We start from the raw sequence: 26,265 nt of genomic DNA, 5'->3' as shown, positions 1-26,265 counted from the left end.
GGATTTTCTTTACATTAAGTATATATGTTAATTAATTCACAAATTATTTCTTTAAAATACTTTTAATATGAAACAAAAATTTACAGTATTGTTTGATTTAGATGGAACTTTAATAGATACAGCGCCTGATTTAATAACAGCGCACAACCATGTAATGAAAAAATTTGGTTATCCAACAAAAACATTAGGTGAATTAAAAAATGCAGTTGGTAAAGGTGCAAAAGCTATGATGGCAAAAGCTAATGGTCAATGGAAGTGGTTTGATGAAAAAATTCAAAACGAAATGACTGATGAATTTTTGTCTTTCTACGGAAAAAATATTTATAACAAAAGTACTTTAATAAATGGAGTAAAAGATTTTTTAAATTGGTGTAAAAATGAAAAAATCTCTATGGCTGTTTGCACTAACAAAACTGAGCATCTTGCTGTTGATCTTTTAAAAAAAATCGGGATTTATGATTATTTTGAATATGTAGCGGGATATAACACATTTGATTATTGTAAGCCTGATCCTAGACATTTAACGACAGTGATAGAAATATTGGATGGAGATTTAAAAAAATCAATTATGATTGGAGATAGTGAAACTGATGCAAACTCTGCGAAAGCAGCAGATATTCCAATGATATTGTTAAAATATGGATATACTGAAAAAAGATCTGATGAAATCTACCATAATCACTTGATAAAAGATTTTGTTGGAATTGAAAAAATTATATCTGAATATCTTTAATATTGATTAATTTATTTTAGCTATTAAAACAAAATTACTTATAAGGAGTTATTTTGTTACTACATACAGTTAAAGTTTTTCCATCTAAAATTCATTTACCAAAGAAAAAACAACTTGCCTGGAAAATTGCAGAAATTGCAAGTGATAACGCTAAACTAAACAAAGAAGCAGTTGAAATGGTAATTAACAGAATTATTGATAATGCTTCAGTTGCTATTGCTTCTTTAAATAGAAAGCCTGTTATTTCATCAAGAGAGATGGCTTTGAAGCATTCAAGAAAAAATGGGGCAACTCTTTTTGGAGTTAACTCAAAACTAAAATTTGATTGTGAATGGGCAGCCTGGTCAAATGGAACCGCTGTGAGAGAACTTGATTTTCATGATACTTTTTTAGCTGCAGATTACAGTCACCCAGGTGATAATATTCCCCCACTTTTAAGTGTAGCCCAACAAAATAAAAAAAGTGGTTTAGATCTATTAAGAGGTATTATTACAGCATACGAAGTTCAAGTAAATTTAGTTAAAGGGATTTGTTTACATAAACATAAAGTAGATCATATTGCTCACCTTGGTCCAAGTGTTGCTGCAGGATTAGGATCAATGTTAAAATTAAACACTGAAACAATTTATCAAGCAGTTCAGCAAGCACTCCACACAACTATTTCTACAAGACAATCAAGAAAAGGAGAGATATCTAGTTGGAAAGCATATGCACCTGCACATGCTGGGAAACTAGCAATTGAAGCTGTTGATAGAGTTATGAGAGGTGAAGGCGCCCCAAGTCCAATTTATGAAGGTGAAGATAGTGTAATTGCAAGGATACTTGATGGAAAAAAAGCAAAATATAAAGTTCCATTACCTAAAAAAGGAGAAAGTAAAAAAGCTATATTAGAAACTTATACAAAAGAATATTCTGCAGAGTATCAATCTCAGGCTTTAATAGATCTTGCAAAGAAATTAAAAACTAAAATACCAAATTTAAATCAAATCAAAAAAATAGATATTTATACAAGTCATCATACACATTATGTAATTGGAACAGGTGCAAATGATCCACAAAAAATGGATCCAAATGCAAGTAGAGAAACATTGGATCACTCTATTATGTATATTTTTGCAGTCGCTCTAGAAGATGGTGATTGGCATCATGTAAAATCTTATACAAAATCAAGAGCTAATAGAAAAAGTACTATTAAGATATGGAATTCAATAACAACCTATGAAGATAAAAAATGGACAAAAAAATATCATGATCCAGATCCAAAAAAGAAATCTTTTGGAGCAAAAGTTGTTGTTACATTGAACAGTGGGAAAAAAGTAACTGAAGAACTAGATAGAGCTGATGCTCATCCATATGGAACAAGACCATTTAAAAGAGAAAATTATATTAATAAATTTTTAACTCTAACAGATGGTATTTTAGATAAAAAAGAGAGTGATCGTTTTTTAAGAAATGTTCAAAATTTAAAAAACTTAAAAGCTGGTCAATTAGATAAACTAAATATTGAGATTAAAAAAAGTAAGTTGAAAAGAAATTTGAAAAAAGGAATTTTTTAATGCACTTTGTTGAAAAAGAACCAAGCCAAAAAAGAATAGATTTTGACCAAAAACTTAAATCTAATAAAATTCTGAGAGTTCCTGGAGCTTACAATCCTCTAACAGCTAAATTGATTGAGGAAATTGGTTATGATGCAGTTTACGTATCAGGAGGTGTTATGGCTAATGATCTTGGTTTTCCTGATATTGGTTTAACAACACTTCAAGATGTGAGTACCAGATCTTATTTAATATCTAGGGTAACAAATCTTCCAACAATAGTTGATATAGATACAGGATTTAAATCTTGTAAAGAAACTATAGAGACTTTCGAAGAGTTTGGATTAACTGGTGTTCATTTGGAAGATCAAATTGAAAGAAAAAGATGCGGGCATCTAGATAATAAAGAACTTGTTTCAACAGAGGCCATGGTTTCAAAAATTAAAGAATGTGTAGCTGCAAAAAAAGATCAAAATTTTAAAATTATAGCGCGCTCAGACGCAAAAAGTGTTGAGGGAATTGATAAAATGATTGATAGATGTAAAGCTTATATTGATGCTGGTGCAGAAATTATATTTCCTGAAGCTTTGCATGATGAAAAAGATTTCGAAAAAGTAAGAAAAGAACTTTCATGTTATTTGTTAGCTAATATGACAGAATTTGGTAAATCCAAATTATTTAATTATAAGGAGTTAGAAAACCTTGGCTATAATATTGTTATATATCCAGTAACTACACAAAGACTAGCAATGAAAAACGTTGAAGATGGATTAAGAGACATTTATGCAAATGGACATCAAAATAATATAATAGATAAGATGCAGACAAGAAAAAGATTGTATGAATTAGTAGAATACGAAAAATATAATTCTTTAGATGAAAAAATTTATAATTTTAGTACAGAAGGACATGAATAATGAGTGATGATATTAAAAAAGGTTTGCTTGGAATTGTTGTAGATGAAACTGAAGTTTCAAAAGTTATGCCGGAGATTAATTCTCTGACATATAGAGGTTATGCTGCTCAAGATTTATGTGAATACTGCAGATTTGAAGAAGTTGCTTATTTAATCTTAAACAAAGATCTACCTAACACTATCCAATTAAGACAGTTTGAAAAAGAAGAGAGAAACAATAGAGAGCTTACTAAAAATTTATATGAAATTATAAAACATATGCCAAAAAAATCCCATCCAATGGATGTTGCAAGAACAGCTGTTAGTGTAATGGGATTAGAAGATAAAGAAACCTCCAACTCGACTCCAGAAGCCAATATGCGAAAAGCATTAAGAATTTTTGCAAAAACACCTACAGCTCTTGCTGCTTTTTACAGAATTAGAAGTGGTAAAAAAATAATTAAACCTAAAAAGAATTTAACTTTTGCAGAAAACTTTTTCTACATGTGTTTTGGGAAAGTACCTCAAAAAGAAATTGTTAAAGCATTTGATGTTTCTTTAATATTGTACGCTGAACACAGTTTCAATGTTTCAACTTTTACTGCTAGAACAATTACAAGTAGCTTATCTGATATTCATGGGGCGATAACTGGTGCAATTGCTAGTTTAAAAGGTCCATTACATGGTGGTGCCAATGAAGAAGTGATGCACATGATGAACAGAATTAAAAAACCAGAAAATGCATTAAAATGGATTAACAATGCCCTTAAAAATAAAGAAGTAGTTATGGGCTTTGGTCATAGAGTTTATAAATCAGGAGATTCTAGAGTTCCAACTATGAGAAATTATTTTAGTAAAGTTGCTAAAATTAAAAAAGATAAAAAGTTTGAAAAAATTTATGACATTGTTGAAAAAGTTATGATCAAAAAGAAAAATATCCATCCTAATGTGGACTACCCTACTGGTCCAATGTACCATTTAATGGGATTTGATACTGATTTTTTCACACCAATATTTGTTATTTCTAGGATTACTGGTTGGTCAGCACATATTATGGAACAACACGCTGCCAACAAACTTATTCGACCACTTGCTAAATATAAAGGTAGCAAGCATCGAAAAGTAATGGAATTAAATTACAGATAATACAATTATATTTATTAACTAAATGCTTCTGCCCAAGTTCCTTGGGTTGATGCTTTAGAATATTCTGTAGCTCTTCCTTCAAAGAAGTTCATGTGCTCTACAGCATTTAACATTGTATCTAACCAAGTTAATGGATTTTTATCAATATCATAGATCGCTTCTAATCCTAATTGATCTAATCTTCTATTTGCAATAAATCGAATATATTTTTTAATATCATCTGCAGTCAAACCTTCCATTGGACCCATTTGAAAAGCCAAATCAATAAAAGCATCTTCATGCTCAACAATTGTTCTGCAAGCTTCATAAATTTCTTTTTTCAATTGAGGTGTCCATGTTTCAGGATTTTCTTTAATGAAATCTTTAAATAATCTGATCATCGAATTGCAATGCAATGTTTCGTCTCTCACCGACCAAGTAACAATCTGACCCATTCCTTTCATCTTGTTATGTCTTGGGAAGTTTAACAAAATTGCAAAACTTGCAAACAACTGAAGACCTTCTGTGAAAGCACTAAATACAGCAATTGTTTTTGCGATATCATGATTTGATTTAACATCGAAACCTTGCATGTAATCGTATTTATCTTTCATTTCTTTGTATTTCATGAATGCTGAATACTCTGACTCTGGCATACCAATTGTATCTAACAAATGTGAGTAAGCAGCAATGTGAACAGTTTCCATTGAAGCAAAAGAAGACATCATCATTAATACTTCAGTTGGTTTAAATACATTCATGTAATGTCTTATATAACAGTTGCTAACTTCGACATCTGCTTGAGTAAAAAATCTAAAAATTTGTGTTAATAGATTTTTTTCTGAAGTTGAAAGATTTTTTTGCCAATCTCTCACATCATCTCCAAGTGGAACTTCTTCTGGTAACCAGTGAATTCTTTGTTGTGTTAGCCATGCATCATAGCACCATGGATATCTGAAAGGTTTGTAAACTGGGTTTGCAACAAGCAATCCATTATTGTTTTTTTGTGGTTGAATAATTTCTGACTTAACTTTTTCTGCTACTGACATGATAAACACTCCTCGTACTCTGGTTCACTATTTTCGGTTGATTTATTTTTATACACATTAGCCATGATGTCTGTTGACTTAGAGTCGTTAACATTCTCAGCTCTTTGAATTGATTTTGATCTACAATAGTAAAGGCTCTTTAAACCTTTCTTCCACGCATCAAAATGAATTTTATGTAATTCTTTTTTATGAACATCTGCAGGTAAAAATAAGTTAACTGATTGAGCTTGTGAAATAAAAGGAGTTCTATCTCCACTCAATTCAATTATCCAGCTTTGGTTTAGTTCAAATGCAGTTTTAAATACATCTTTTTCTAAGTCAGTTAAAAAGTCTAAATGGTTAACTGAGCCCTGGTTTGTAGTAATACTAGACCAGGTTTCCTCATCATTTTTACCGTGACTTTCAAGTATTTCTTCAAGATATCTGTTTCTCACATTGAATGAACCAGATAAAGTTTTATGAGTATAACTATTTGCTGCAATAGGCTCTACTCCTGGAGAAGCTCCTCCACAAATAATAGAAATTGATGCTGTTGGTGCAATTGCAGTTTTATTAGAAAATCTTTCTTGATAACCATACTCTGCAGCATCAGGACACGCTCCTCTTTCTTCAGCTAAATCTTTAGAAGCTTGATTAACTTTTTCGTGAATGTTTTTAAATATTTTTTTATTCCATGATTTTGCCATTACAGACTCAAGTGGAATTCTATTTTTCTGTAAGAAAGAATGGAAACCCATCACACCCAAACCAACACTTCTCTCTCTTTTAGCAGAGTATTTAGCGTCTTTAAATTGTTCAGGAGCTTTGTTAATGAAATCAGATAATACATTATCCAAAAATCTCATTACATCACTAATCATATCTGGATCATCTTTCCATTCTTCATATTTTTCTAAATTTAAAGATGATAAACAGCACACCGCTGTTCTATCTCTACCGTCTTTATCAATTCCTGTAGGAAGAGTTATCTCACTGCATAAGTTAGAAGTTTTAACAGTAAGATTTGCTAACTTATGATGTTGAGGAATTTGTCGGTTAACTGTATCTATATAAATTATATAAGGCTCACCAGTTTCAATTCTAGCAGTTAATAATCTTATCCATAAATTTCTTGCAGAAATAGTTTGTTGCACAGTTCCGTCTGCTGGACTTTTTAACGCCCACTGCTCATCTGTTTCAACTGCTCTCATGAAAGCATCTGAAACTAAAACACCATGATGTAAATTTAATGCTTTTCTATTTGGATCTCCGCCAGTTGGTCTTCTCATTTCAATAAACTCTTCTATTTCAGGATGATCGATAGGAAGATAACAAGCTGCAGAGCCTCTTCTTAATGAGCCTTGGCTAATTGCCATTGTTAAAGAGTCCATTACTTTAATAAAAGGAATTATTCCTGAAGTTTTTCCAACTCTGCCAATTTTTTCTCCAATAGATCTTAGGTTACCCCAGTAGCTTCCAATTCCTCCACCCTTCGCAGCAAGCCAAACATTCTCACTCCAAAGATCTAAAATTCCACCTAAGCTATCAGATGCTTCATTTAAAAAACATGAAATAGGTAAACCTCTTTTAGTTCCACCGTTTGATAAAACTGGTGTTGCTGGCATAAACCAAAGATTGCTTATGTAATTATAAATTCTTTGCGCATGTAAATTATCATCAGCATAAGTGCTTGCTACTCTTGCAAATAAATCTTGATAAGATTCGTTTAAACCAAGGTATCTATCTTTTAAAGTTGCTTTACCAAAATCTGTAAGATTTGAATCTTTAGAACGATCAATTTTAATTATTATACCTTTATCGTTTTGAAATAATTCTGTTTCATTATTTAAAGAAAATAAATCAGGCTTATTCGCTTTTGAAACTTCTTTAACTTCTGGGCTATATTCGGAGACAGCTTTCTTGAGGGCTTGAGATAGAATCTTGTTCATATTTGTTATTATATTATTTTAGTTTTGCGAAAACAACTATATGTTGTAGGCGCTTTGATTAAGTATACTAAATAAACGTTTAATCAATGGAACATTTATAGAACGCGACAATATGATTATCAATAAAAAAATAAAATTTTTTTAAAGAAATTAACATAAAAAGAGTAAGTAGTGGATAAATGAGTGAAAATTTAAAAATAGATCCTTATGGTTTTAGAGAATATGACGCCCGTTGGTTGTATGAAAAAGACATAAACTCAGCAGGAATCGAGAATCTCGGCAAAGGACTTGGAACACAAATAAAAAATTACACCAAAAAAGATCATCCTAGAATTATTGTTGGACATGATTACCGATCTTACAGTGAGGAAATAAAAACTTCACTTAAAAAAGGATTAAAGTCAACAGGATGTCATATAGAAGATATTGGTTTGTCATTATCTCCAATGGTTTATTTTGCACAATTTAATTTAGATGCGGATGCAGTTGCTATGGTTACAGCAAGCCATAATGAAAATGGTTGGACTGGTGTAAAAATGGGTATCAAAAAAGGCTTAACTCATGCGCCTGAAGAGATGAGAGAATTAAAAGAAATAACATTGAGTGAAAAGTTTTCAAAAGGTTATGGAAATGAAAAAGAAATAAAAGATTTCGATAAAATTTATAAAAATGACCTAATTAATAAAAACAAAATAAATAAAAAAATTAAAGCTGTAGTTGCTTGTGGCAATGGAACTGCAGGTGTTTTTGCACCAGATATCTTAAGAGGTATTGGGTGTGAAGTAATCGAGTTAGATTGTAACTTAGACTGGAATTTTCCAAAATATAATCCTAATCCGGAAGATTTAGAAATGCTTCATGAAATTGCTAAAGCGGTTAAAGAAAATAATGCTGATATAGGTTTCGGTTTTGATGGTGATGGAGATCGAGTTGGTGTTATTGACAATGAAGGTAACGAAATATTCTCTGATAAAATCGGTTTACTAATAGCAAGAAACTTATCTACTAAACACAAAAATTCTAAATTTGTTGTAGATGTAAAATCAACAGGTTTGTACGCAAAAGATAAAATTTTATTAGAAAACAATTGTGAAACAATTTATTGGAAAACAGGTCATTCTCATATTAAACGTAAAGTTAACACTGAAAAAGCATTAGCAGGCTTTGAAAAAAGTGGTCATTTCTTTTTTAATCAACCTTTGGGATATGGTTACGACGATGGAATAAATTCAGCTATTCATGTCTGTCATTTATTAGATAATGAAAATAAAAAAATGAGTGAAATAATTAATGAATTACCAAATACTTTCCAAACACCTACGATGGCTCCATTCTGTAAAGATGAAGAAAAATATCAGGTAGTTGAAGATTTGGTTAAACAAATTAAAAATTTAAAAGAAAACGAAACTGAAATAGATGGCCAAGTTATTAATGATATTTTAACTGTTAATGGAGTTAGGTTTTCATTCGAAGATGGTTCGTGGGGACTTATAAGGGCATCTTCAAACAAGCCTTCTTTGGTTATTGTTACCGAAAGCCCAACATCAGATGAAAGAAAGAAAAAAATCTTTGATTTTATTGACGATTTGTTACAAAAAACTAGTAAAGTTGGTGAATACGATCAGAAAATTTAATTTTTTAAATTATCCTCATTAGTTTTAGTTTCTAGATTTTCATCGTTCTGATTAATAGCTTGCTCAGAAACTTCATCGCTGTAAAATTTTTTTACAAGCTCTTCTTCTTTTAGTCTTTGTTCCTCATCAAATTTTTTCTCCCATTCCTTCATTCGCCTATTTTCCTCTTCTTCTCTCTCTTTTTGAGCAATTTCAGCTAATCGAATTCTTTCGTTTTCTTCTTCAATTCTTTTTTGTCTTTCCTCCTCTATTTTCAATTCTCTTTCTCTTTGACGCCTTTCATTTTCTTTATTTATTCTCTCACGTTCAGCTTCTTTGAGTTCTTTTTCTTTGATTCTTAATTCCTCTTCCTTGGCTCTTTGCTCGGCCTCCTCTTTTAAAATCTGCCTTTGAATTTCCTGTTGTCTTTCAGTTTCTAGATCTCTTAATCTTTCTTCCATTTCTTTAAGTTTTTGTTGCTCATATTTCAGCTTCCTAGCTGCCTCTCTTAATCTTTGTTCTTCTTCGAGTCTATTTTTTCTTTCAATTTCTTTTAATCTTATTTTTTCCTGTCTTTCTTTTTCTTTTTCTTCTCTTCTCTTTTGAGCTTCAATTTCTTTATTTTTTAATTCTTCTTCTTTAATTTTAATATTTTCTTCTCTAATTCTTTGTCTTTCTAACATTTTAAGTCTTAATTCTTCTTCTTTAAGCTTTCTTGCTTCCTCTCTAAGTTTTCTTGTTTCTTCGTCTTTAATTTTTTTCTGTTCTATTTTAATTCTTTGAGCTTCTATTTTTTGTCTTTTTTCTTCATTCCTTTTTTCTTGCTTTTCGTTTTCAATGATTAATTTTTTTTGAAAAAGGATTTTCTTTCTTTCTTCTTTGAGCTCATCTTGTTTAGCTTTTTTTGCTAGTTTTTTTTTTAAAATTAATTCTCTTTTCTTTTCTTTCTCTAACTTTTTTTGTAATGCTAAATCTTTTTTGACTTGGTTTCTTTTAAAATCTTTTAAAAGTGAAGAAATCTTATTTTTAGTTTTGTCTATTGGATCAAATAAATTTTTTTTAATATTTTTATTAATGTCTTTTATTGAAACCATTTTTAAAAATATCAATTAGAATAATAATAAAAAACAGTATATGTGATTAAATTGAGTTTTTTTAGACTAAATACAACTTTAAATTGTTTGTTTTTAAATAAGTTAATAAAGTAAATTTTCAACTAATAAGTGTTCATACAACTGTAAAGAATCATTTAAAAAAATTAATTGAGGTGATGGAGGGAGACTGAAGTCACCTCTTTTTATTCAGAGCTTTTCTTAATTTATCTACTATTACCTTCAGAGCTGTTTTTGAGTAGTTTTTTCCTTTAACAACCCATACAGATAATGGCCATGAACTATCATTTTTACTTCTAGCAATAATATGTATGTGCAACTGAGGAACAATATTTCCAATTTTTTCTACATTGAGCTTCGAAGTTTTAAATAATTTTTTCATTACTTTACTTACATAAACAATTTCTTTCATTAGCAGAGTTTGATCTTTAGAATTTAGGTCGCTTATATCGGTAATCTTATTTCTTTTGGGAATTAGAATTATCCATGGAAATTTAGAGTTATCGTTTAGCCTAATAGTGCATAATTTAAGATCAATAAGATTATGTGAAGTCTTTAAAAATTTCCTATCTAACTTAAACGACATGCTTATAATTTAATATATTCGTAAAAAAATCTAACTGCTACGATTAGTAAGAAAATAGCAAGTAATTTACTAATTTTATTTTTATCTATTCTATGAGCTGTTCTTGCACCTAGTCTTGCCATAAAAGTTGTAATCGGAATAAAGATTAAAAAAGCTGGTACATTTAAAAATCCAATACTAAATGGTAAATTTGTTTTTAAATAACTTCCTGAAATAAAAAAACCTGTAGCACCAAATAGTGCAATTAAAAAACCAATCGCTGCGGCGCTACCAATTGCTTTATTGATTGAATAACCGAAAAATTTAAGTATTGGTACATTCATAACAGCACCACCTATACCTGTTATAGCTGAAATAAATCCAACAATCGCGCCAAGTATTATTTTTAAATACAATTTCATTTCAGATATTACATTTTGTTCTTTTTCTTTAATCGTAAGTAAATAAATTCCTAAAAGAAAAATTACGATTGCAAAAAAAAGTACTAATGATTTTGTTTTGAAAGTTGCAGCAAAAATTGTTCCCAAAACAACTCCTGCAACTACAAAAAAACCATAGCTTTTGACTACATTAAAATCGACTGAATTAAATTTATGATGGGTTAAAACTGAAACTATTGATGTTGGAATTATTATTGCAAAAGAAGTTCCTACCGCTAAGTGCATTATATAAGCTTGATCAATTCCAAGTTTACCAAATATGTAATAAAGAAATGGGACAGTTATTAAACCGCCACCGATACCAAAAAGGCCAGCTACAAATCCAACTGGAATTGCAGTCAAAACCATTAATAAAACAATATAGATATATTCATTTGCTAAGATCGAACTAAGCAGATTGACCTTCTCTCATATCAACATTGTTGTATTTAATTTTATCCATTATATGATCAATTTTTTTTACATCAGCATCTCTCACGCACATATTTTCACTTAAATATCTTTTCCAGTGACTAGCACCAGATTGGCCGTGAAATAAACCTAATGTGTGTCTCATGATTTGGTTTAAACGAGTTCCTTTTTTCAATTCATCTTTTACGTAAGGTATTAACTGTTCAATAACGTCTTGCCTACTAGGAATATCATCATTATTAAAAATTTCTCTCTCAATATCTGCTAACAAATAAGGTGTATGATAAGCAGCTCTTCCAATCATTACTCCATCTGTTTTTTCTAAATGTGGTTTAATTTGATCAACAGAAGTTATTCCTCCATTTATAATTATTTCTTCATTTGGAAAATCTTCTTTTAATTTATAAACAAAATTATATTTTAAAGGTGGAATGTTTAGGTTTTGTTTGGGCGTAAATTTACCAAGCATAGCTTTTCTTGCATGGATTATAAAAGTTTTAATACCTGTAGATTTAAGAGTAGATATAAAATTATGTAAGTTTTCATAATCTTCGACATTGTCATATCCAATTCTAGTTTTTATGGTTACAGGTAATTTAGTTTTTGATTGCATCTCTGTTAAACAATCTGCAACTAAGTTTGGCTCTTTCATTAAGCAAGCACCAAATCTATTTTTCTCTACTTTTCTACTTGGACATCCTAAATTTAAATTAATTTCATCGTAACCAAAGTCTTCTCCAACTTTTGTTGCCTCAGCAAGTAACTTAGGTGAAGATCCACCTAATTGGAGTGCAACTGGCTTTTCATTGATATTGAATTCTAGTAATTTTTTTTTATCACCTCTATTGATCGCTTCATCGACAACCATTTCAGTATAAAGAAGTATATTTTTGGATATTAGTCTTAAAAAATATCGTTCATGACGATCTGTACAGTCCATCATAGGAGCAACTGATACTAACCTATTCATTAACTAAGACTTTATATTATTTTTTTATGAGTTTGAAGCTTCTGGATCTTCAGAAGCAACATCTGCTTCTTGATTTTCTGATTCTGAAACTTCATCTAATGAAACTTCACCTTGTTCATTCATAGTTTCTTGGCCAACTGCAGCATCAACTTCAGGTGCAGCTGTTTCAGACAATTCAGCTAAATCTTCCTTTGATACTTGAATTTTTTCTGGAGTTTTTCTTGCTCTTTTAGATGGTAAAATTGGAGTACCACTTTTTGAAATTTCTCCTTTGTAAAGATTTTCAAAATCATCACCAATATCTTCATCATCTTCTACCCCGTCATCAACTTGTTCAACATGTTTTCTAAGTTTGTAAACAGCGCTTTCGGTTAAATCTGATACTTTAATTTTTTCTTCAGCAATTTCTCTTAAAGATATCACTGTATTTTTGTCATTATCCCTATCTATTGTCGGTTCTAAACCAGCATTAAGTTGAGTAGCTCTCTCTTTAGCTACTAAAACTAATTCATAAGGACTTTCTACTTTATCAATGCAGTCTTCTACTGTTACTCTAGCCATGCGCAGTATCTACACAGTGAGTCTAATAAAATCAAGGGATATTTTTATAAATAATGAGGATTTAACTTATTTTTTATCATGAATAAAAGTACAAGCATAAATCCAACGTATATTGCGGAAAAAGTAGCAATTTGTTCAATACCAAAACCTTTGTCTATTAAAAATCCATACAAAGCAGTTCCAAAAGCAGTGGAGAAAACCATTAAAGCAGAAGTCATAGCCTTTATTCCTCCAATAAATCTTACACCATATAATTCTGCCCATGTAGATGTACCTAAAACATTTGCAAAACCATTGGTCATTCCCAATAATCCTAAAAAAATAAATGAAACGATAGGATGATCAAAAAATATCAATATCAAAGCAGCAATCAACATAGGAATGTTTGTAAAAATTAATAATTTCCTGCTTGAAAACTTATCTATTAAAATACCAGTTATAAATAAAGTCAAAACAGAACATATCGAATAGGCCATAAAAGATTGAGCTATCACATATGGACCCCACCCCTTAGAAATTTGAACAAAAGACTGAAAAACTGCAAATCCTGTGAAAATCCATGGCATTGCTAATAGGTTTCCACAAATAATATAAAACTTATAATCTTTTAACACTTCTCCTCTGGACCATTGTTTAATTGTGTCTTCTTGAGAATTATTATTACTGTCAGATTCTCTAGAATTAATATTTAAATTATTTATTAAAAACATTGAGACAACAGGAAGAAATAAAATAATAATTAAAGAAAATACTACCCATAATTCTCTCCAATGTATGAATGTTAAAAAATATACTATTAAAACTGGTAAAATAAATTCTGCTAACGACAAACCTAGCCAAGATGTACTTAATGCTTTTCCTCTTGATTTATCAAAATATCTTGAAACTGTAGTACTAGCAGTATGAGACATTAACCCTTGACCAAATAACCTCATTAAAAAAATTGCTAAAAATAAAAAAACTATTGAATTTATTTTAGAAAATATAAATGAAGATATGCTTAATGATATAATTACAAAATATGCAAATTTAATTGTACTAAAATCATCTATTTTTTTTCCAACCCATATTAAAATAAAACTACTGCATAAAGTTGCGGAAGCATAAATTGAACCAAATTGTCCATGAGATATAGAAAGAGCTTCTCTAATACTAGTGTTAAACAAACCAAGAAAATAACTCTGTCCAAAACTTGAAAAAAATGTAAAAATAAAACCAAATAAAATTACTTTTAAACTTAAACTTTTAAACATAGATAAAAATTATGACTTTTAATGTTGCTTTCATAGGTCTTGGGGTTATGGGCTACCCGATGGCTGGTTATATATCAAAAGCCGGACACAATGTAACTGTTTTTAATAGAACAAAATCAAAAGCTGAAAAATGGATTGGTGAATACAAAGGTAAAATGGCTGATACTCCTGCTCAAGCAGCAGAAGGTGCAGATTTTATTTTTACATGTGTGGGTAACGATAATGACTTAAGAGAAGTAGCTACAGGAGAGAATGGATTATTTAACACAGCAAAAGCTGGATCAATATTTATTGATAACTCAACTGTATCTGCAGAAGTATCCAGAGAATTATATAAAGCTGCAAAAGACAAAGGTTTTGAATTTTTAGATGCACCTATATCTGGAGGTCAGTCTGGTGCGGAGGGTGGAATACTTACTGTAATGGTTGGTGGTGATGAAGAAGTTTTTAAAAAAGCAGAGCCAGTAATTGATTGCTACAGTAAAAAAGTAAAATTAATTGGATCCTGTGGAAGTGGTCAACTTACTAAAATGATGAACCAAATGTGTATAGCTGGAGCAGTGCAAGGTTTATCAGAAGCAATTAATTTTGGAATAAACGCAGGTTTAGATATGGATAAAGTAATGGAAACTATATCTAAAGGTGCAGCACAGTCTTGGCAGATGGAAAATAGATATCGAACTATGACTGATGATAAGTTTGATTATGGATTTGCAATTGACTGGATGAGAAAAGATTTAAAAATTGCAATTGAAGAAGCAAAAAGAAATGGTTCACCTGTGCCAATTACAGAAATCATAGATGGCTACTACGCTGAGGTACAAGAAATGGGTGGTAACCGTTGGGACAGTTCTGCTCTTATTGCTCGATTAAAAAAGAAAAAATAATCTGTGACTGATACCGTTCCTTATTATGAGGACTTTGTAGAGATCAAAAAGAAAATTTGGTCTATGTTAAATAATGCTGTCAAAGACAGAAGCTCGTCTTTCAGAATACCTGTATTTATATGTGGTAGCCAATCTGATTTAGATGGTAGAATTGTAGTTCTTCGAAAATCAGATCAATCTAATAACTTAGTTCAGTATCATAGCGATATTCGTTCTGATAAAATTGGAAAATTAAAATCTAACAATAATGCAGCAATGTTGTTTTATGATAAAGATGAAAAAATTCAGGTTAGGCTAAAAGTAGAGTGTACCATTAATCATAATAACGAAATTACTAAAGAATCTTGGTCAAAAACCCAACACATATCTAGAAAATGTTATTTAGTTGATAAAGGACCAGGAACTATGTCTGATACTCCTACATCTGGACTGAAACCTGAGCTTGATAATTTTGATTACACTAAAGAACAAAGTGAAGAAGGTTACAAAAATTTTACGGTTATTCAGTGCAAAATAAAATCAATAGAATGGTTATATTTAGCCGCTAAAGGTCATCGAAGAGCAAAATTTGATTTAGTAAACAATATAGATACCTGGTTAGTACCTTAAATCCCTTTTACAATTATATTGCTTCCTTCAGAGTTTTGAAGACGAATATCTTTAACTGGTTTATACTCATCAGAGTGATACCATTCTAAAGCTTTTTCATATGATGGAAATTTAATGATTACTAATCTTGGAAAATTATCTTCGCCCTCTACTACTTGATATTCACCATTTCTAACTAGATATTCTCCACCAAATTTTTTTACAACCTCTGTAACTTTAGCCACATATTCTTTATAGTTTTCTGGATTTGTAACTTTTAATTGAGCTATAACGTAACCTGCTGACATAATTCCCTTCCTTTATTAATTGTTCTGTTAATTATTCCAAAGCCAAGCTGCTCCCCTCACACCACTTGAGTCACCGTGTAAATTTTTTAAAACTTTCGTTTCTATTTTTTTTGCAAATGTATATTTGGGAATTAATTTTGGAATGTTATTATAAAATCTTTCAATATTTGACATACCTCCACCTAAAACAATCGCACCAGGATCAAAAATACCAATCATTACAGCTAATAATCTTGCCATTCTATCCTCATATAAAGAAAATTCTAAATTAGCACGATCATCATTATTTTTATCTAATTCTACAATTTCTTTTGTTGTAAGATTTGTATTATATTTTTTATTAAATATATTTGTAAAACCAGTTCCTGAAATAAATTGCTCTGCACATAAGGGTCTTCCACAATTTCCTGAGGGACATTTAACGTCTAGTTTAATTTCTTCATCAGTTGGATAAGGTAATGGTTGATGTCCCCAATCTCCTGCTATTTGATTAGCTCCTTCAATAATTTCTTTTTTGTGAGACAAACCCGCACCTAAACCAGAGCCAATTATTATTCCAAAAACAGTTTCATAATTTTTTCCTGCACCATCTATTGCTTCAGATAAAGTTAAGCAATTAGCGTCATTCATTAATTTTACTTGTCTATTTAAAGCAATTTCTAAATCCTTCTCAAATGGCTTATCATTTAACCACAAACAATTAGCGTTAGTTACTAGCCCTGTGTCTCTTGATGAAAATCCTGGCAAGCCTAGCCCTACACTGCAAGTTTGGTTGCTAATTTTATCAAATTCATCAACAAGTTTTTTTACTATTTGAATTCCAGAATTATAATTTTTTTCGTGTATATATCTTTTTCTTTCAATTTGATTTCCTTTATCATCAATTAAAATTCCTTCAATCTTAGTACCTCCATAATCAATACCAATTTTAAATTTTTTATTCATAGATTTAATATTTAAAATATTGATTTTGAATATTTCTTCCAGTTATCTTGGTAGTGTTTAGTGTTTTCCTCTACAGTTTTTTTTTCTTCAGCAGTCACTTCTCTTATAACTTTTCCTGGAGAACCAACTACTAAGGAATTGTCAGGTATCACTTTATTCTCAGTAATTAATGCTTTTGCTCCAATGATACAGTTTTTTCCAATATTTGCTTTGTTCAAAATTACTGCTCCAATTCCAATTAAACTATTATCTCCAATGGTGCATCCATGAAGCATCACTAAATGACCTACAGTAACATTTTTTCCTACTCTTAACGGACAGCCAGGATCTGTGTGTAAAACACTACCATCTTGAATATTAGATCCCTCACCTATGTGAATATTTTCTATATCGCCTCTTAAAACAGCATTAAACCAAATGCTTGTATTTTTCTCCAATGTAACATCTCCAATTATAGTTGCATTAGGAGCTACCCAATTTTCGCCAGAGTTTTTTGGTTTTTTATCTTTTAAATCATAAAACATAATTTATATATTCTTACAGTATGCCAATACAAACTCCAATATGTGATTTTGGTCAAAAAGCCATTCCATTTGAATTAAAATCAACAGATAATAAAATTCTTTCTTTAGAAGACATCAAAGGAAAAAACGGAACTTTGATAATGTTTATTTGCAATCATTGCCCTTATGTAAAAGCAGTTACAAAAGAAATAGTTGAAGATTGTAATGAATTAAAAAAAATTGGAATAAATTCAGTTGCTATCTGTGCAAATGATGCAGAAAATTATCCTGAAGACTCTTTTGAAAATATGATTAAATTTTCTAAAGATAATAATTTTAATTTTCCTTACTTAAACGACGAAACACAAAATATCGCAAAAGCATATGATGCTGTCTGTACACCAGATTTTTTTGGATATAACAAAAATTTAGAGCTTCAATATCGTGGAAGATTAAGAGAGTTAAGAAATCTTATACCTGTTAAAGAAGGTGAAAGTGATTTGTTAAAAGCTATGAAGCAAATTGCTGGAACGGGTGAAGGTCCTAAAGACCAAATTCCTAGTGCTGGTTGTAGCATAAAGTGGAAAACTAATTAATGTATTTAATTGTTACTAGATCTTTTCCTCCTGAACTTGGTGGAATGCAAAGCTTGATGTGGGGTTTATCAAGAGAGTTGTCTAAAAATTTTATGATAAAAGTTTTTGCAGATTATATTGATAATCATAAAGATTTTGACGAACAAGCTTCGTTTTCAATTGAAAGAGTTGGTGGAATAAAACTTCTTAGAAAATATAGAAAAGCTCAATTAATTAATGAATTTATCAAAGAGAATAAGGTTGAAGGAATAATTGGAGATCATTGGAAAAGTTTAGAGCTTATTAAAACTTCAAAAAAAAAATATTGTCTTATACATGGTAAAGAAATCAATCATCCTAAAGGATCCAATCAAAACAAAAGAGTTTTAAATGTTCTTAACAATGTAGAAAAAGTTATTGCTAACTCACAATATACTAAAAACCTTGCTATTGAATGTGGTGTTAATGAAAATAAAATTGTTGTTATAAATTGTGGAGTAGATCTAGCAAAAGAATTAAACGAAAAATCATTAGAAAAAGTTGAAAGCTTATTAAAAGTCAAAACTCCTAGATTAATTACTGTTTCAAGATTTGATAAAAGGAAAAATCATGAAAAAGTAGTGATGGCTCTTAGAAATCTAAAACAAATTTATCCAGATATTGTCTACATTTGTATTGGATACGGTGATGAAGAAGAAAATATTAAAAAATTAGTAAAAGAATTAAATTTAGATGAACAAGTAATGTTTTTTAAAGATATAAGTGATGATTTAAAAAATGCTCTTGTTGCTAAATCAAATTTATTTGTAATGCCTTCTATAATTCATAAAAAATCTGTTGAAGGGTTTGGAATTGCATATGTTGAAGCAGCACAGTACGGTGTACCATCTATAGGTGGTAAAGATGGAGGTGCGGCAGATGCAATAAATCATGAAAATACTGGTTTAATATGTGATGGAAATAATCTTGATGATATTTATTCTTCAATTAATTCAATGTTAGAAAATAAAAAATATTTAGAACATGGAAAAAATGCAAAAGAATTTGTGAATAAATTTCAATGGTCAAAAATAATTGAAGAATACAAAAAAATATTAAATTGATTTCGAATAATAAATTAGCAATTTTTTTAATTATAATCTCTGTTTTTTGTGGAACATTAATGTTAACTTTTTTAAAATTAGCACAAGAGGAAGTTAATGTGTATGTAGCAGGTTTTTTTAGATTTTTATTTGGTTTCCTGATTATTTTTCCTTATATGTTAAAAACTAAATTTGCAGTTTTTAAATCAAATCATCATAAAAAACATTTTCTTAGAGCAGTTTTAAACTTGCCTTCAATGCTTTTATATTTCTCAGCTTTAACTATGATGCCAATTGAAAAAGCTACTGCAATATCTTTTGTTGTTCCTTTCATAGTAACTATTTTGGCTGTTTTGTTTCTTGGAGAAAAAATTTATATCTACAGAAGTTTTGCACTAGTTTTAGGATTTATTGGTATGCTGGTAATTTTAAGACCAGGTATTATTGACATCTCTATTGGAGTGTATATGGCACTGGCATCTTCTTTTATGTGGTCAATAGTGATTATAATTACAAAAACTATAACAAAAGACGATAGTTCGATTACAATTTTATCTTATGGATACTGTTATATGACTATTTTTAGTTTCATTATTGCATTGTTTTATTGGCAAACACCTAGTTTACAAACTTTGATTTATTTATTTTTTGCAGGTCTATCTGGTACATTGTTGCATCTTTGTATTAATCATGCCTATAAACTAGTGGATGTAAGCATGACCCAACCCTATTCTTTTTTAAGTTTAGTATTTGCATCTCTAATTGGTTACTTTGTATTTAGCGAAATCCCTGATCTCTTCACTTGGATTGGTGCAAGTATAATATTTTTAGGAGTTTTCATTATGTCATACCGTGAAATGAAACTTAATAAAGAAATTATTAGAAAACGAATAGATATTAAATCTTAATTTTTCTTCTTAAAGGTTTTATAAATGTGCCAAAATACAATTAAAATTGTTGTTGCTAGGATGCATGCAGTTAATGTTCTGTCCCACAAAAATTCCCACGAACCATTACTCAATAATAAAGAACGTCTCAAGTTTTCCTCCATCAATCCACCAAGTACAAAAGCTAGTATCAAAGGTGGCATAGGGAAATCATATAATCTTAAAAAAGTTGCTACTACTGCAATCCCAATCATTAAATAGATGTCAAAATTATTAAATGACATCACATAAATCCCAGTAACAGAGAAAAATAAAATTAAAGGAATTAAATAATTTTTAGGTACAGCAAGAATTCTAGCTATATAGGGAATGAGAGGTAAGTTTAATATAAGAAGAATTACCATTCCAATATACATAGACATAATTATTGACCAAAAAATCTCTGGATTAGTCATATAAAGTCTAGGACCAGGCTGAACACCAAAACCTAAAAGAGCCCCAAGCATTACTGCTGTGGTTCCACTCCCAGGAATTCCTAAAGTAAGCATTGGCACAAAAGAACCAGAGCAAGCAGCATTGTTTGCAGTTTCTGGTGCTGACAAACCATTTACACTTCCTTTACCAAATTTTTCTTTCTCTTCATCACTAACTACGTTTCGTTCCATTCCATAAGCTAAAAAGGATGCAATAGTTGCGCCAGCTCCAGGTAAAACACCAATTAAAAAACCAATTACTGATGATCTTGGGATTGTTTTATACATTTTAGTTCGTTCTTCTTTATTGATTTTAATTGAACCAAGTTCAGTTAAAGAAACTTGTTTAGCAGCAGTTGTTGGATCATTTCTCTTTAAAATAATTGTTAAAGCTTCACTCATCGCAAAAGTTGCCATCACAACTAGTACAAAGCTAATCCCATCAGTTAGATTCATATTATTAAATGTATATCTTGTGATATCAGACAAACTGTCTTGACCAACTGAAGCTAACATCAAACCTAAAACAACCATCATCATTGCTTTTAAAAATTGTCCTTTAGATGAAAAAGCTGCAATAGCCGTTAAACCTAAAATCATCAAAGCAAAATAATCAGGTGATCTAAAAGATAAACTTACTTTAGATAAACTTGGTGCCATAAATAATAAATAAATTGCAGATAATGTTCCTCCTGCAAATGAACTCCATGCAGCTATTGCTAAAGCTTTTCCAGCCTTACCTTGCTGTGCCATTGGATAACCATCAAATGAAGTTGCAACTGTTCCTGGAACACCGGGGGCATTTAATAATATTGAAGAAGTTGAACCTCCAAATACTGCTCCATAATAAACTCCAGCCATTAAAATTAATCCAGTTGCGGGTTCAAAACCATATGTAATAGGTATCATTAAAGCTATTGCAGTCATTGGACCAAGACCAGGAAGCATTCCAATGATTGTTCCAAAAAAACAACCAACCATAACCATTAGTATATTTTGGAGTGTAAGTGCTGTTGTTAATCCAATTAGTATTCCTTCAATCATCCCATCACTCCAATTAATTGTAGAAATGGATCTCTTAAATAAATATCAAGAATACCATGAAGCAAATACATGAAGGCAGCAACAAATGGAAAGGATAATAAAAACATTAAAATCCACCTTCGTTCTCCTAAAAAATAATATGAAGCAAATAAAAATAATGAAGTGGTTAAAAAATAACCAACTTTTAAAATTGTAGCTCCGTAAATAATTGCAATCAGTATAAGTATACCAGTTTTTTTATACTCTAAATTTTTATGCTCTACTTTAATTGTATTTGGGTCTGGTAAAATAAGTTTTAATCCAGAAAAAAATAATCCTGCATAACCTAAATAAATTGGAAATGTTCTAGCATTAAATGGAGCATTTTCATCAAATGTAAAAACTTGAATTTGATAAGCTAAATATAAATAGAATGCAGAAAAAACAAAAAAGAGCAGTGATATAATTTTTGTAGTATTTATATTCACTGCTCTAATTTTACTTTCTAACCAAAGGTTAGATAACTCCTAGTTTTTTCATAAGAGCAGTCATTTCTTCAGTTTGCTTTTCTAAGAAAGATACAAACTTACCTTCAGGGTTATAAATATTAACCCATGCATTTCTTGCTCTCACTGTTTCCCATTCAGGAGTTTTTTGTACATCGCCAAGCATTTTTGCAATTGCTGCTTTATCAGCATTGCTCATACCTGGAGGGCCAAAGAAACCTCTCCAGTTAACGAATTGTACATCATACCCTTGTTCTTTAAGAGTTGGTGCATCTGGTGCATCAGAAACTCTTGAAGGAGCAGTAATACCAATAATTGTTACTTGGTCTCTTGCACCCATCAATTCACCTAAACCAGTTGAAATGATTTGAGTTTCTCCAGATAAAAGTCCAGCTAAAGCTTTTCCACCAGCATCATAAGGAATGTATGCAACAGCATTTGGATCTGCACCCGCAGCTTGGAATGCTAAAGCACCAATTAAATGATCCATACTTCCTCTTACTGATCCACCAGCCATTTTAATTGAGCTTGGATCTTTTTTGTATGCATCAACTACATCTTTGAAGTTTTTGTAAGGTGAGTTTTTCGCAACTGCAATAGCACCGTAGTCACCAATTACACCAGCAATCGGCACAACATCTTTATAAGATAAAGTTCCACTACCTTTTACATAACCTTCGTGTCTAGTAATTGATCTTAATACTAATGGTGTAGATTGAACTAACACTGTATTAGCAGGTTTAGTATTAATCATGTAAGCAAGTGCTTTACCACCACCACCACCTGACATATTTTCAAATGATGCGCTTTTTAACATACCAGCTTTTGTTAAAGCTTCTCCAGTACCTCTAGCAGTTCCATCCCAACCACCACCAGCACCACCACCGATTACAAAGTGCAATTTATCAATTGCTACTGAGCTAGTAGTTGTTGCTGAGAATAGTAAGATTGATGAGAATAATACTGAAAATAATTTTTTAAGATTACTCATAATACCTCTCTTCTTGTTTATTAATTAAATTATATTAAACATTTAATATAAGGTAGTGTCAATCATATAGAAATTTAAAGATGAATTCATCGACTCAGAAAATCAAAAAAAATTTGTCTCAGTTATTTACATTAAAATTTCTAACTGTTTTTTTGATAAGTGTACCAAGTGCAATAATTGCGGAACAATTCAATATTCCACTTGCTTGGTTTTTAGGTCCAATGATTATTACATCAATTGCTGCATTATCAGGACTAAAAATCATTATGCCTAAAATTGTATTAAGTTTTATCTTGATAATTTTAGGTTTGCATATTGGAAATTACATAGATCAAAATCTATTTAATCAAATGTTTGATTGGATTTGGACTTCGATAATTATGCTAATCTACATAATAATCTGTATTTTAGTTGTTGCTAAGTATCTGCAAAAATTTGCAAATTACGGTAACAAAGCCTCTATATTTTCTGCTGCTCCTGGTGCTTTAGGTCCATTAATGATTTTAGCAGAAAATGAAAAAACGGATTTATCTCAAGTTGCAACTTCTCACTTAATTAGATTGATCATTATTATAACTGTAATTCCACTTATTATCGTAAACAATACTGACAATGATGTTTTATTAAATGGTGAATTTAATTACTTGGCTCAAAATCATTTAAATTTAATTTTACTTATTATTGCATCTTTATTTTTTATTTTTGTTTTTGATAAAATTAGAGTGCCAGCAGCCTTATTATCAGGAACATTATTTGCAAGTGGCCTATTACAAATTACAGATGTAGCAACGTATAAATTGCCAGACGAAACAGTAAATTTTTGTCTGTTAATTCTTGGTTCTTCTGTTGGATGTAGATTTGCTGAAAAAACTATTAAAGAGATAGCCAATAATTCTCTTCATAGTATTGTGGCTACCACTATTTTGGTAGTATTGGGTTTGATTGCAGCCTATGTTGCGACATTCTTTGTTGATACAAATATTTTAACTTTAATATTATCTTTTAGTCCTGGAGGAATTTATGAAGTGGCAGTTATAGCAATTGCTTTTGATTTAGACCCAGACTTTGTTGCTTTTCACCATATAATAAGATTGCTGTTTATACTTTTCACAGTTCCAATATTTTTAAGAGTTTTAGAAAAAATTAAGAAATAATTTTAGAAAGTCTTTCAAAAACTTTTTCTGCTGAGAGTTTTGATAATTCGGGGGCTTGTATTGCTGTAAAGTTATCTCTTTCAATACTGACTTTAAATGGAGTAGTGTGAGAACCAAATAAAGCAACACCCCTTGATCCTAAGTGTGCGGTTATATGAGCGGGTCCAGTATCATTAGCGACCACAAATGAACTATCTTTAATCAATGCAGATAATTGTGAAATATTTAAAGCTTTGCCATTATCTAAAACACATAAAGCATTTATATTTTTTGCATCTTTAATTTCATCTGGTCCAGGTGCAGAAACTACTTTAAATTTATTCTCGAATTTTTTATTAATCATAGCGATTAGGTCGTTATAGTAAGGCCATTTCTTTGAAGTTAAATGAGGTGAGCAAAAAGGAAAAAGTATTATGTATTTATCTAGTTCATATTTTTTTTTTATTTCTGAAATATCAACTGTACTCCATGAAAAATCTGGTTTTATTGTATGATTGGTATTAATTCCTGAAGATTTTAACTGATGATCAAATCTTGAAAGAACAGAATCTTTATCAAAATCTTTTTTAGTTGTTCCTTCTGGTAGAGTTGTTTCTGTTGAACACCAAATAGTTTTGTCAGCTTTAGGAAATAATATATTTTTGTAAAATGATGTTCTGCTAGAATTTTGAAGATCATAAACTTTTGAGAAATTATGTTTTTTAATCTCTCTCATTAGTAAATATAAATAAATTAAGTTAATCTTTGATAATCTCTTATCTAGAATAACATTTGAAATATGTGGGTTTTTTTTAAATAGTTCAAAATAAGGTTTTGTTGTTAATAAGTGAATTTGATCATCTTTATGATTTTCAGAAATATCTTGAATTGCCCCACATGCTTGAGCTATATCGCCTAAGGATCCATGTTTAATAACTAAAATATTAGACATAATTCTAACAACTTAACATAGTATAAAGTTTTATGAATAAAATTATAGTAGAGGTTTCAGTTGGAGAGCTTTTAGATAAGATTTCAATATTAGAAATTAAACAAGGTAAAATTAAAGACCCAGAAAAATTAAGTTTTATAAATAACGAGCACTCTATTCTTAAAAATCAGTTAGAAAAAAATGTTAAGTCTGATGAGAAACTTGAAAAATTATTTCAAGACTTAAAAGATATAAATGCTAAACTTTGGGTTATTGAAGATGACAAGAGAGATTGTGAAAAAAATAAAGATTTTGGAGAAAAATTTATAAAACTTTCTAGAGACGTTCATTTTTTAAATGATGATCGTGCAAAAATAAAATTAGAAATGAATAACCATACTGGCTCTGCTATTAAAGAGATTAAAGAGTATACTAGTTACTAAAAACTTTTGGGAACCAATCCTCTCTCATCAGATCTCCTGATTTTAAATTAATTCCATCAAATGGGGGTGATGTTGGACCACTTCTTTTAACAAAAGTAACATCATCACCTATAAATCTCATAGAAAATGCTCTACGAGATTGAGAACTTTGATTTCCTGTGGAACCATGAACAGTTTTAAAATTAAATAAAACTGCATCACCTAATTTTAGGTCAGGAACTAATACATCTTCTTCAAATCCTTCTTTTTTTGGAAGACTCATAAATGAACTGTCATCTTCATACCAAGGTTGATCATTAGACCATTTAGTAGGTCTTAAAAGTTTTTTCCATTTATGTGATCTTAAAATTAATTTAAGGTTATTTTCTTTATTTACTTCATCTAATGGTATCCAAAAACTTCCTGTATCATCTCCATCAACACAATAATATGGCATGTCTTGATGCCAAGGTGTTTCTTTGTTTGTACCTGGATCTTTTATAAAAAGATGGTCATGAAAAATTTGTATAGAATTTGAATTTGTAGCTTCAGCAACTATTTGAGCAGCAAGAGAATTAAACATACAATTTTTGAATTCTTTTATTCTTTCCCAATTGCAATAATCTTCAAAAAATCTTCCCTCATTCACACTCACATTTTCCCTTCCATGTTGACTAGGGTTGTCTAAAACTTTTTGAAAACCATTTCTTAATGGCTCAATCCAATCTTTAAATGCACCTTTAATTATTATTGCACCAAGATTTTGATAATCATCAATCTGTTTTTGAGAAAGATACATT

The 26,265-nt window shown here is 30.2% G+C and carries 27 protein-coding genes and 1 pseudogene; 12 read left to right on the top strand and 16 right to left on the bottom strand.

The window, feature by feature from the left end; all coding sequences use genetic code 11:
* The first annotated feature begins 67 nt into the window (after positions 1-67).
* Genes ACTTBK_RS01715 through ACTTBK_RS01700 form a run of 4 tightly spaced genes read left to right on the top strand, consistent with a single transcriptional unit; the run spans position 68 to position 4,309 of the window.
* A complete protein-coding gene (locus tag ACTTBK_RS01715) occupies positions 68-733 on the top strand; it encodes an HAD family hydrolase (protein WP_440618314.1) in 666 nt (221 codons plus the stop codon).
* 53 nt (positions 734-786) lie between these two features.
* Positions 787-2,289 carry an MmgE/PrpD family protein gene (locus ACTTBK_RS01710; RefSeq protein WP_440618313.1) on the top strand — a complete coding sequence of 501 codons (1,503 nt, stop codon included), beginning with the start codon at positions 787-789 and terminating at the stop codon, positions 2,287-2,289.
* Positions 2,289-3,185: a methylisocitrate lyase gene (gene prpB, locus ACTTBK_RS01705; protein ID WP_440618312.1), complete on the top strand. Its 897-nt coding sequence runs from the start codon at positions 2,289-2,291 to the stop codon at positions 3,183-3,185. The genes ACTTBK_RS01710 and prpB overlap by 1 nt, the downstream gene beginning before the upstream one ends.
* On the top strand, positions 3,185-4,309 hold the full coding sequence (locus ACTTBK_RS01700) for a bifunctional 2-methylcitrate synthase/citrate synthase (RefSeq protein WP_440618311.1): 1,125 nt from the start codon (positions 3,185-3,187) through the stop codon (positions 4,307-4,309). The genes prpB and ACTTBK_RS01700 overlap by 1 nt, the downstream gene beginning before the upstream one ends.
* A 14-nt stretch (positions 4,310-4,323) precedes the next feature.
* Here ACTTBK_RS01700 and ACTTBK_RS01695 read toward each other — a convergent pair whose 3' ends face one another.
* Positions 4,324-5,337 carry a ribonucleotide-diphosphate reductase subunit beta gene (locus tag ACTTBK_RS01695; RefSeq protein ID WP_440614253.1) on the bottom strand — a complete coding sequence of 338 codons (1,014 nt, stop codon included), beginning with the start codon at positions 5,335-5,337 and terminating at the stop codon, positions 4,324-4,326.
* Entirely contained in the window at positions 5,328-7,265 is a 1,938-nt protein-coding gene (locus ACTTBK_RS01690) for a ribonucleoside-diphosphate reductase subunit alpha (protein WP_440618310.1), read from the bottom strand. The genes ACTTBK_RS01695 and ACTTBK_RS01690 overlap by 10 nt, the downstream gene beginning before the upstream one ends.
* A 179-nt stretch (positions 7,266-7,444) precedes the next feature.
* Between ACTTBK_RS01690 and ACTTBK_RS01685 the strand changes: the two genes are divergently transcribed.
* Complete coding sequence (locus tag ACTTBK_RS01685; RefSeq protein ID WP_440618309.1) at positions 7,445-8,899, top strand: phosphomannomutase/phosphoglucomutase; 1,455 nt, start codon at positions 7,445-7,447, stop codon at positions 8,897-8,899.
* On the opposite strand, the gene ACTTBK_RS01680 is transcribed toward ACTTBK_RS01685, so the two are convergent.
* The 6 genes and pseudogenes from ACTTBK_RS01680 to ACTTBK_RS01655 form a co-directional block, all read right to left on the bottom strand.
* On the bottom strand, positions 8,896-9,972 hold the full coding sequence (locus ACTTBK_RS01680; RefSeq protein ID WP_440618308.1) for a hypothetical protein: 1,077 nt from the start codon (positions 9,970-9,972) through the stop codon (positions 8,896-8,898). The genes ACTTBK_RS01685 and ACTTBK_RS01680 overlap by 4 nt on opposite strands.
* Positions 9,973-10,165: 193 nt before the next feature.
* A complete protein-coding gene (locus ACTTBK_RS01675; RefSeq protein ID WP_440618307.1) occupies positions 10,166-10,576 on the bottom strand; it encodes an HIT domain-containing protein in 411 nt (136 codons plus the stop codon).
* Between the two features lie 2 nt (positions 10,577-10,578).
* Positions 10,579-11,364 (bottom strand): sulfite exporter TauE/SafE family protein, encoded by a 786-nt coding sequence (locus ACTTBK_RS01670; protein WP_440618306.1) that lies wholly within the window; start codon positions 11,362-11,364, stop codon positions 10,579-10,581.
* Between the two features lie 40 nt (positions 11,365-11,404).
* A complete protein-coding gene (gene dusA, locus ACTTBK_RS01665) occupies positions 11,405-12,397 on the bottom strand; it encodes a tRNA dihydrouridine(20/20a) synthase DusA (protein ID WP_440618305.1) in 993 nt (330 codons plus the stop codon).
* 180 nt (positions 12,398-12,577) lie between these two features.
* Positions 12,578-12,958 (bottom strand): annotated as a pseudogene (rpoZ, locus tag ACTTBK_RS01660) (DNA-directed RNA polymerase subunit omega); the annotation flags it as partial.
* A 44-nt stretch (positions 12,959-13,002) separates the two neighbouring features.
* Positions 13,003-14,211: an MFS transporter gene (locus ACTTBK_RS01655; RefSeq protein WP_440618304.1), complete on the bottom strand. Its 1,209-nt coding sequence runs from the start codon at positions 14,209-14,211 to the stop codon at positions 13,003-13,005.
* 11 nt (positions 14,212-14,222) lie between these two features.
* Here ACTTBK_RS01655 and ACTTBK_RS01650 point away from each other — a divergent pair, with 11 nt between their 5' ends.
* Together ACTTBK_RS01650 and ACTTBK_RS01645 are read left to right on the top strand one after the other, a co-directional pair.
* A complete protein-coding gene (locus ACTTBK_RS01650; protein WP_440618303.1) occupies positions 14,223-15,098 on the top strand; it encodes an NAD(P)-dependent oxidoreductase in 876 nt (291 codons plus the stop codon).
* A gap of 3 nt (positions 15,099-15,101) precedes the next feature.
* A complete protein-coding gene (locus tag ACTTBK_RS01645; RefSeq protein ID WP_440618302.1) occupies positions 15,102-15,707 on the top strand; it encodes a flavin-binding protein in 606 nt (201 codons plus the stop codon).
* Here the strand turns inward: ACTTBK_RS01645 and ACTTBK_RS01640 are convergent.
* From ACTTBK_RS01640 to ACTTBK_RS01630, 3 genes are read right to left on the bottom strand one after another with little or no spacing between them, the layout of a single operon-like run.
* The gene (locus ACTTBK_RS01640; protein ID WP_262589034.1) at positions 15,704-15,994 is read right to left on the bottom strand and encodes a DUF1330 domain-containing protein; all 291 of its coding nucleotides are present in this window, start codon (positions 15,992-15,994) and stop codon (positions 15,704-15,706) included. The two genes, ACTTBK_RS01645 and ACTTBK_RS01640, sit on opposite strands and share 4 nt — an antisense overlap.
* Positions 15,995-16,021: 27 nt before the next feature.
* Entirely contained in the window at positions 16,022-16,939 is a 918-nt protein-coding gene (locus ACTTBK_RS01635; protein WP_440618301.1) for an ROK family protein, read from the bottom strand.
* 11 nt (positions 16,940-16,950) lie between these two features.
* On the bottom strand, positions 16,951-17,463 hold the full coding sequence (locus ACTTBK_RS01630) for a gamma carbonic anhydrase family protein (protein WP_440618300.1): 513 nt from the start codon (positions 17,461-17,463) through the stop codon (positions 16,951-16,953).
* A gap of 20 nt (positions 17,464-17,483) precedes the next feature.
* Here ACTTBK_RS01630 and ACTTBK_RS01625 point away from each other — a divergent pair, with 20 nt between their 5' ends.
* From ACTTBK_RS01625 to ACTTBK_RS01615, 3 genes are read left to right on the top strand one after another with little or no spacing between them, the layout of a single operon-like run.
* Entirely contained in the window at positions 17,484-18,038 is a 555-nt protein-coding gene (locus ACTTBK_RS01625) for a thioredoxin family protein (RefSeq protein WP_440618299.1), read from the top strand.
* On the top strand, positions 18,038-19,120 hold the full coding sequence (locus ACTTBK_RS01620; protein WP_440618298.1) for a glycosyltransferase family 4 protein: 1,083 nt from the start codon (positions 18,038-18,040) through the stop codon (positions 19,118-19,120). The genes ACTTBK_RS01625 and ACTTBK_RS01620 overlap by 1 nt, the downstream gene beginning before the upstream one ends.
* Positions 19,117-20,007, top strand: coding sequence for a DMT family transporter (locus ACTTBK_RS01615; RefSeq protein WP_440618297.1), 891 nt, complete (start codon positions 19,117-19,119; stop codon positions 20,005-20,007). The genes ACTTBK_RS01620 and ACTTBK_RS01615 overlap by 4 nt, the downstream gene beginning before the upstream one ends.
* Here the strand turns inward: ACTTBK_RS01615 and ACTTBK_RS01610 are convergent.
* The 3 genes from ACTTBK_RS01610 to ACTTBK_RS01600 are packed head-to-tail and all read right to left on the bottom strand — an operon-like array spanning position 20,004 to position 22,979.
* Positions 20,004-21,503 carry a tripartite tricarboxylate transporter permease gene (locus ACTTBK_RS01610; protein WP_440618296.1) on the bottom strand — a complete coding sequence of 500 codons (1,500 nt, stop codon included), beginning with the start codon at positions 21,501-21,503 and terminating at the stop codon, positions 20,004-20,006. The genes ACTTBK_RS01615 and ACTTBK_RS01610 overlap by 4 nt on opposite strands.
* A complete protein-coding gene (locus ACTTBK_RS01605; RefSeq protein ID WP_440618295.1) occupies positions 21,500-21,970 on the bottom strand; it encodes a tripartite tricarboxylate transporter TctB family protein in 471 nt (156 codons plus the stop codon). The genes ACTTBK_RS01610 and ACTTBK_RS01605 overlap by 4 nt, the downstream gene beginning before the upstream one ends.
* A gap of 28 nt (positions 21,971-21,998) precedes the next feature.
* The gene (locus ACTTBK_RS01600) at positions 21,999-22,979 is read right to left on the bottom strand and encodes a tripartite tricarboxylate transporter substrate binding protein (RefSeq protein ID WP_440618294.1); all 981 of its coding nucleotides are present in this window, start codon (positions 22,977-22,979) and stop codon (positions 21,999-22,001) included.
* 80 nt (positions 22,980-23,059) lie between these two features.
* Between ACTTBK_RS01600 and ACTTBK_RS01595 the strand changes: the two genes are divergently transcribed.
* Complete coding sequence (locus ACTTBK_RS01595; protein WP_440618293.1) at positions 23,060-24,133, top strand: AbrB family transcriptional regulator; 1,074 nt, start codon at positions 23,060-23,062, stop codon at positions 24,131-24,133.
* Here the strand turns inward: ACTTBK_RS01595 and ACTTBK_RS01590 are convergent.
* A complete protein-coding gene (locus ACTTBK_RS01590; protein ID WP_440618292.1) occupies positions 24,123-25,064 on the bottom strand; it encodes a glycosyltransferase family 9 protein in 942 nt (313 codons plus the stop codon). The genes ACTTBK_RS01595 and ACTTBK_RS01590 overlap by 11 nt on opposite strands.
* A 32-nt stretch (positions 25,065-25,096) precedes the next feature.
* On the opposite strand from ACTTBK_RS01590, the gene ACTTBK_RS01585 reads away from it, so the two are divergent.
* Positions 25,097-25,486, top strand: a complete 390-nt coding sequence (locus ACTTBK_RS01585; protein ID WP_440618291.1) for a DUF6165 family protein — start codon at positions 25,097-25,099, stop codon at positions 25,484-25,486.
* On the opposite strand, the gene ACTTBK_RS01580 is transcribed toward ACTTBK_RS01585, so the two are convergent.
* Entirely contained in the window at positions 25,476-26,264 is a 789-nt protein-coding gene (locus tag ACTTBK_RS01580; protein ID WP_440618290.1) for a phytanoyl-CoA dioxygenase family protein, read from the bottom strand. The genes ACTTBK_RS01585 and ACTTBK_RS01580 overlap by 11 nt on opposite strands.
* Position 26,265: the final 1 nt, after the last annotated feature.

Source organism: Candidatus Pelagibacter sp. HIMB1493 (genome assembly GCF_052047995.1).
Classification (GTDB): domain Bacteria; phylum Pseudomonadota; class Alphaproteobacteria; order Pelagibacterales; family Pelagibacteraceae; genus Pelagibacter.
The sequence above is the reverse complement of the archived record's forward strand: the minus strand, read 5'-3'. Positions and strand labels throughout refer to the sequence as shown.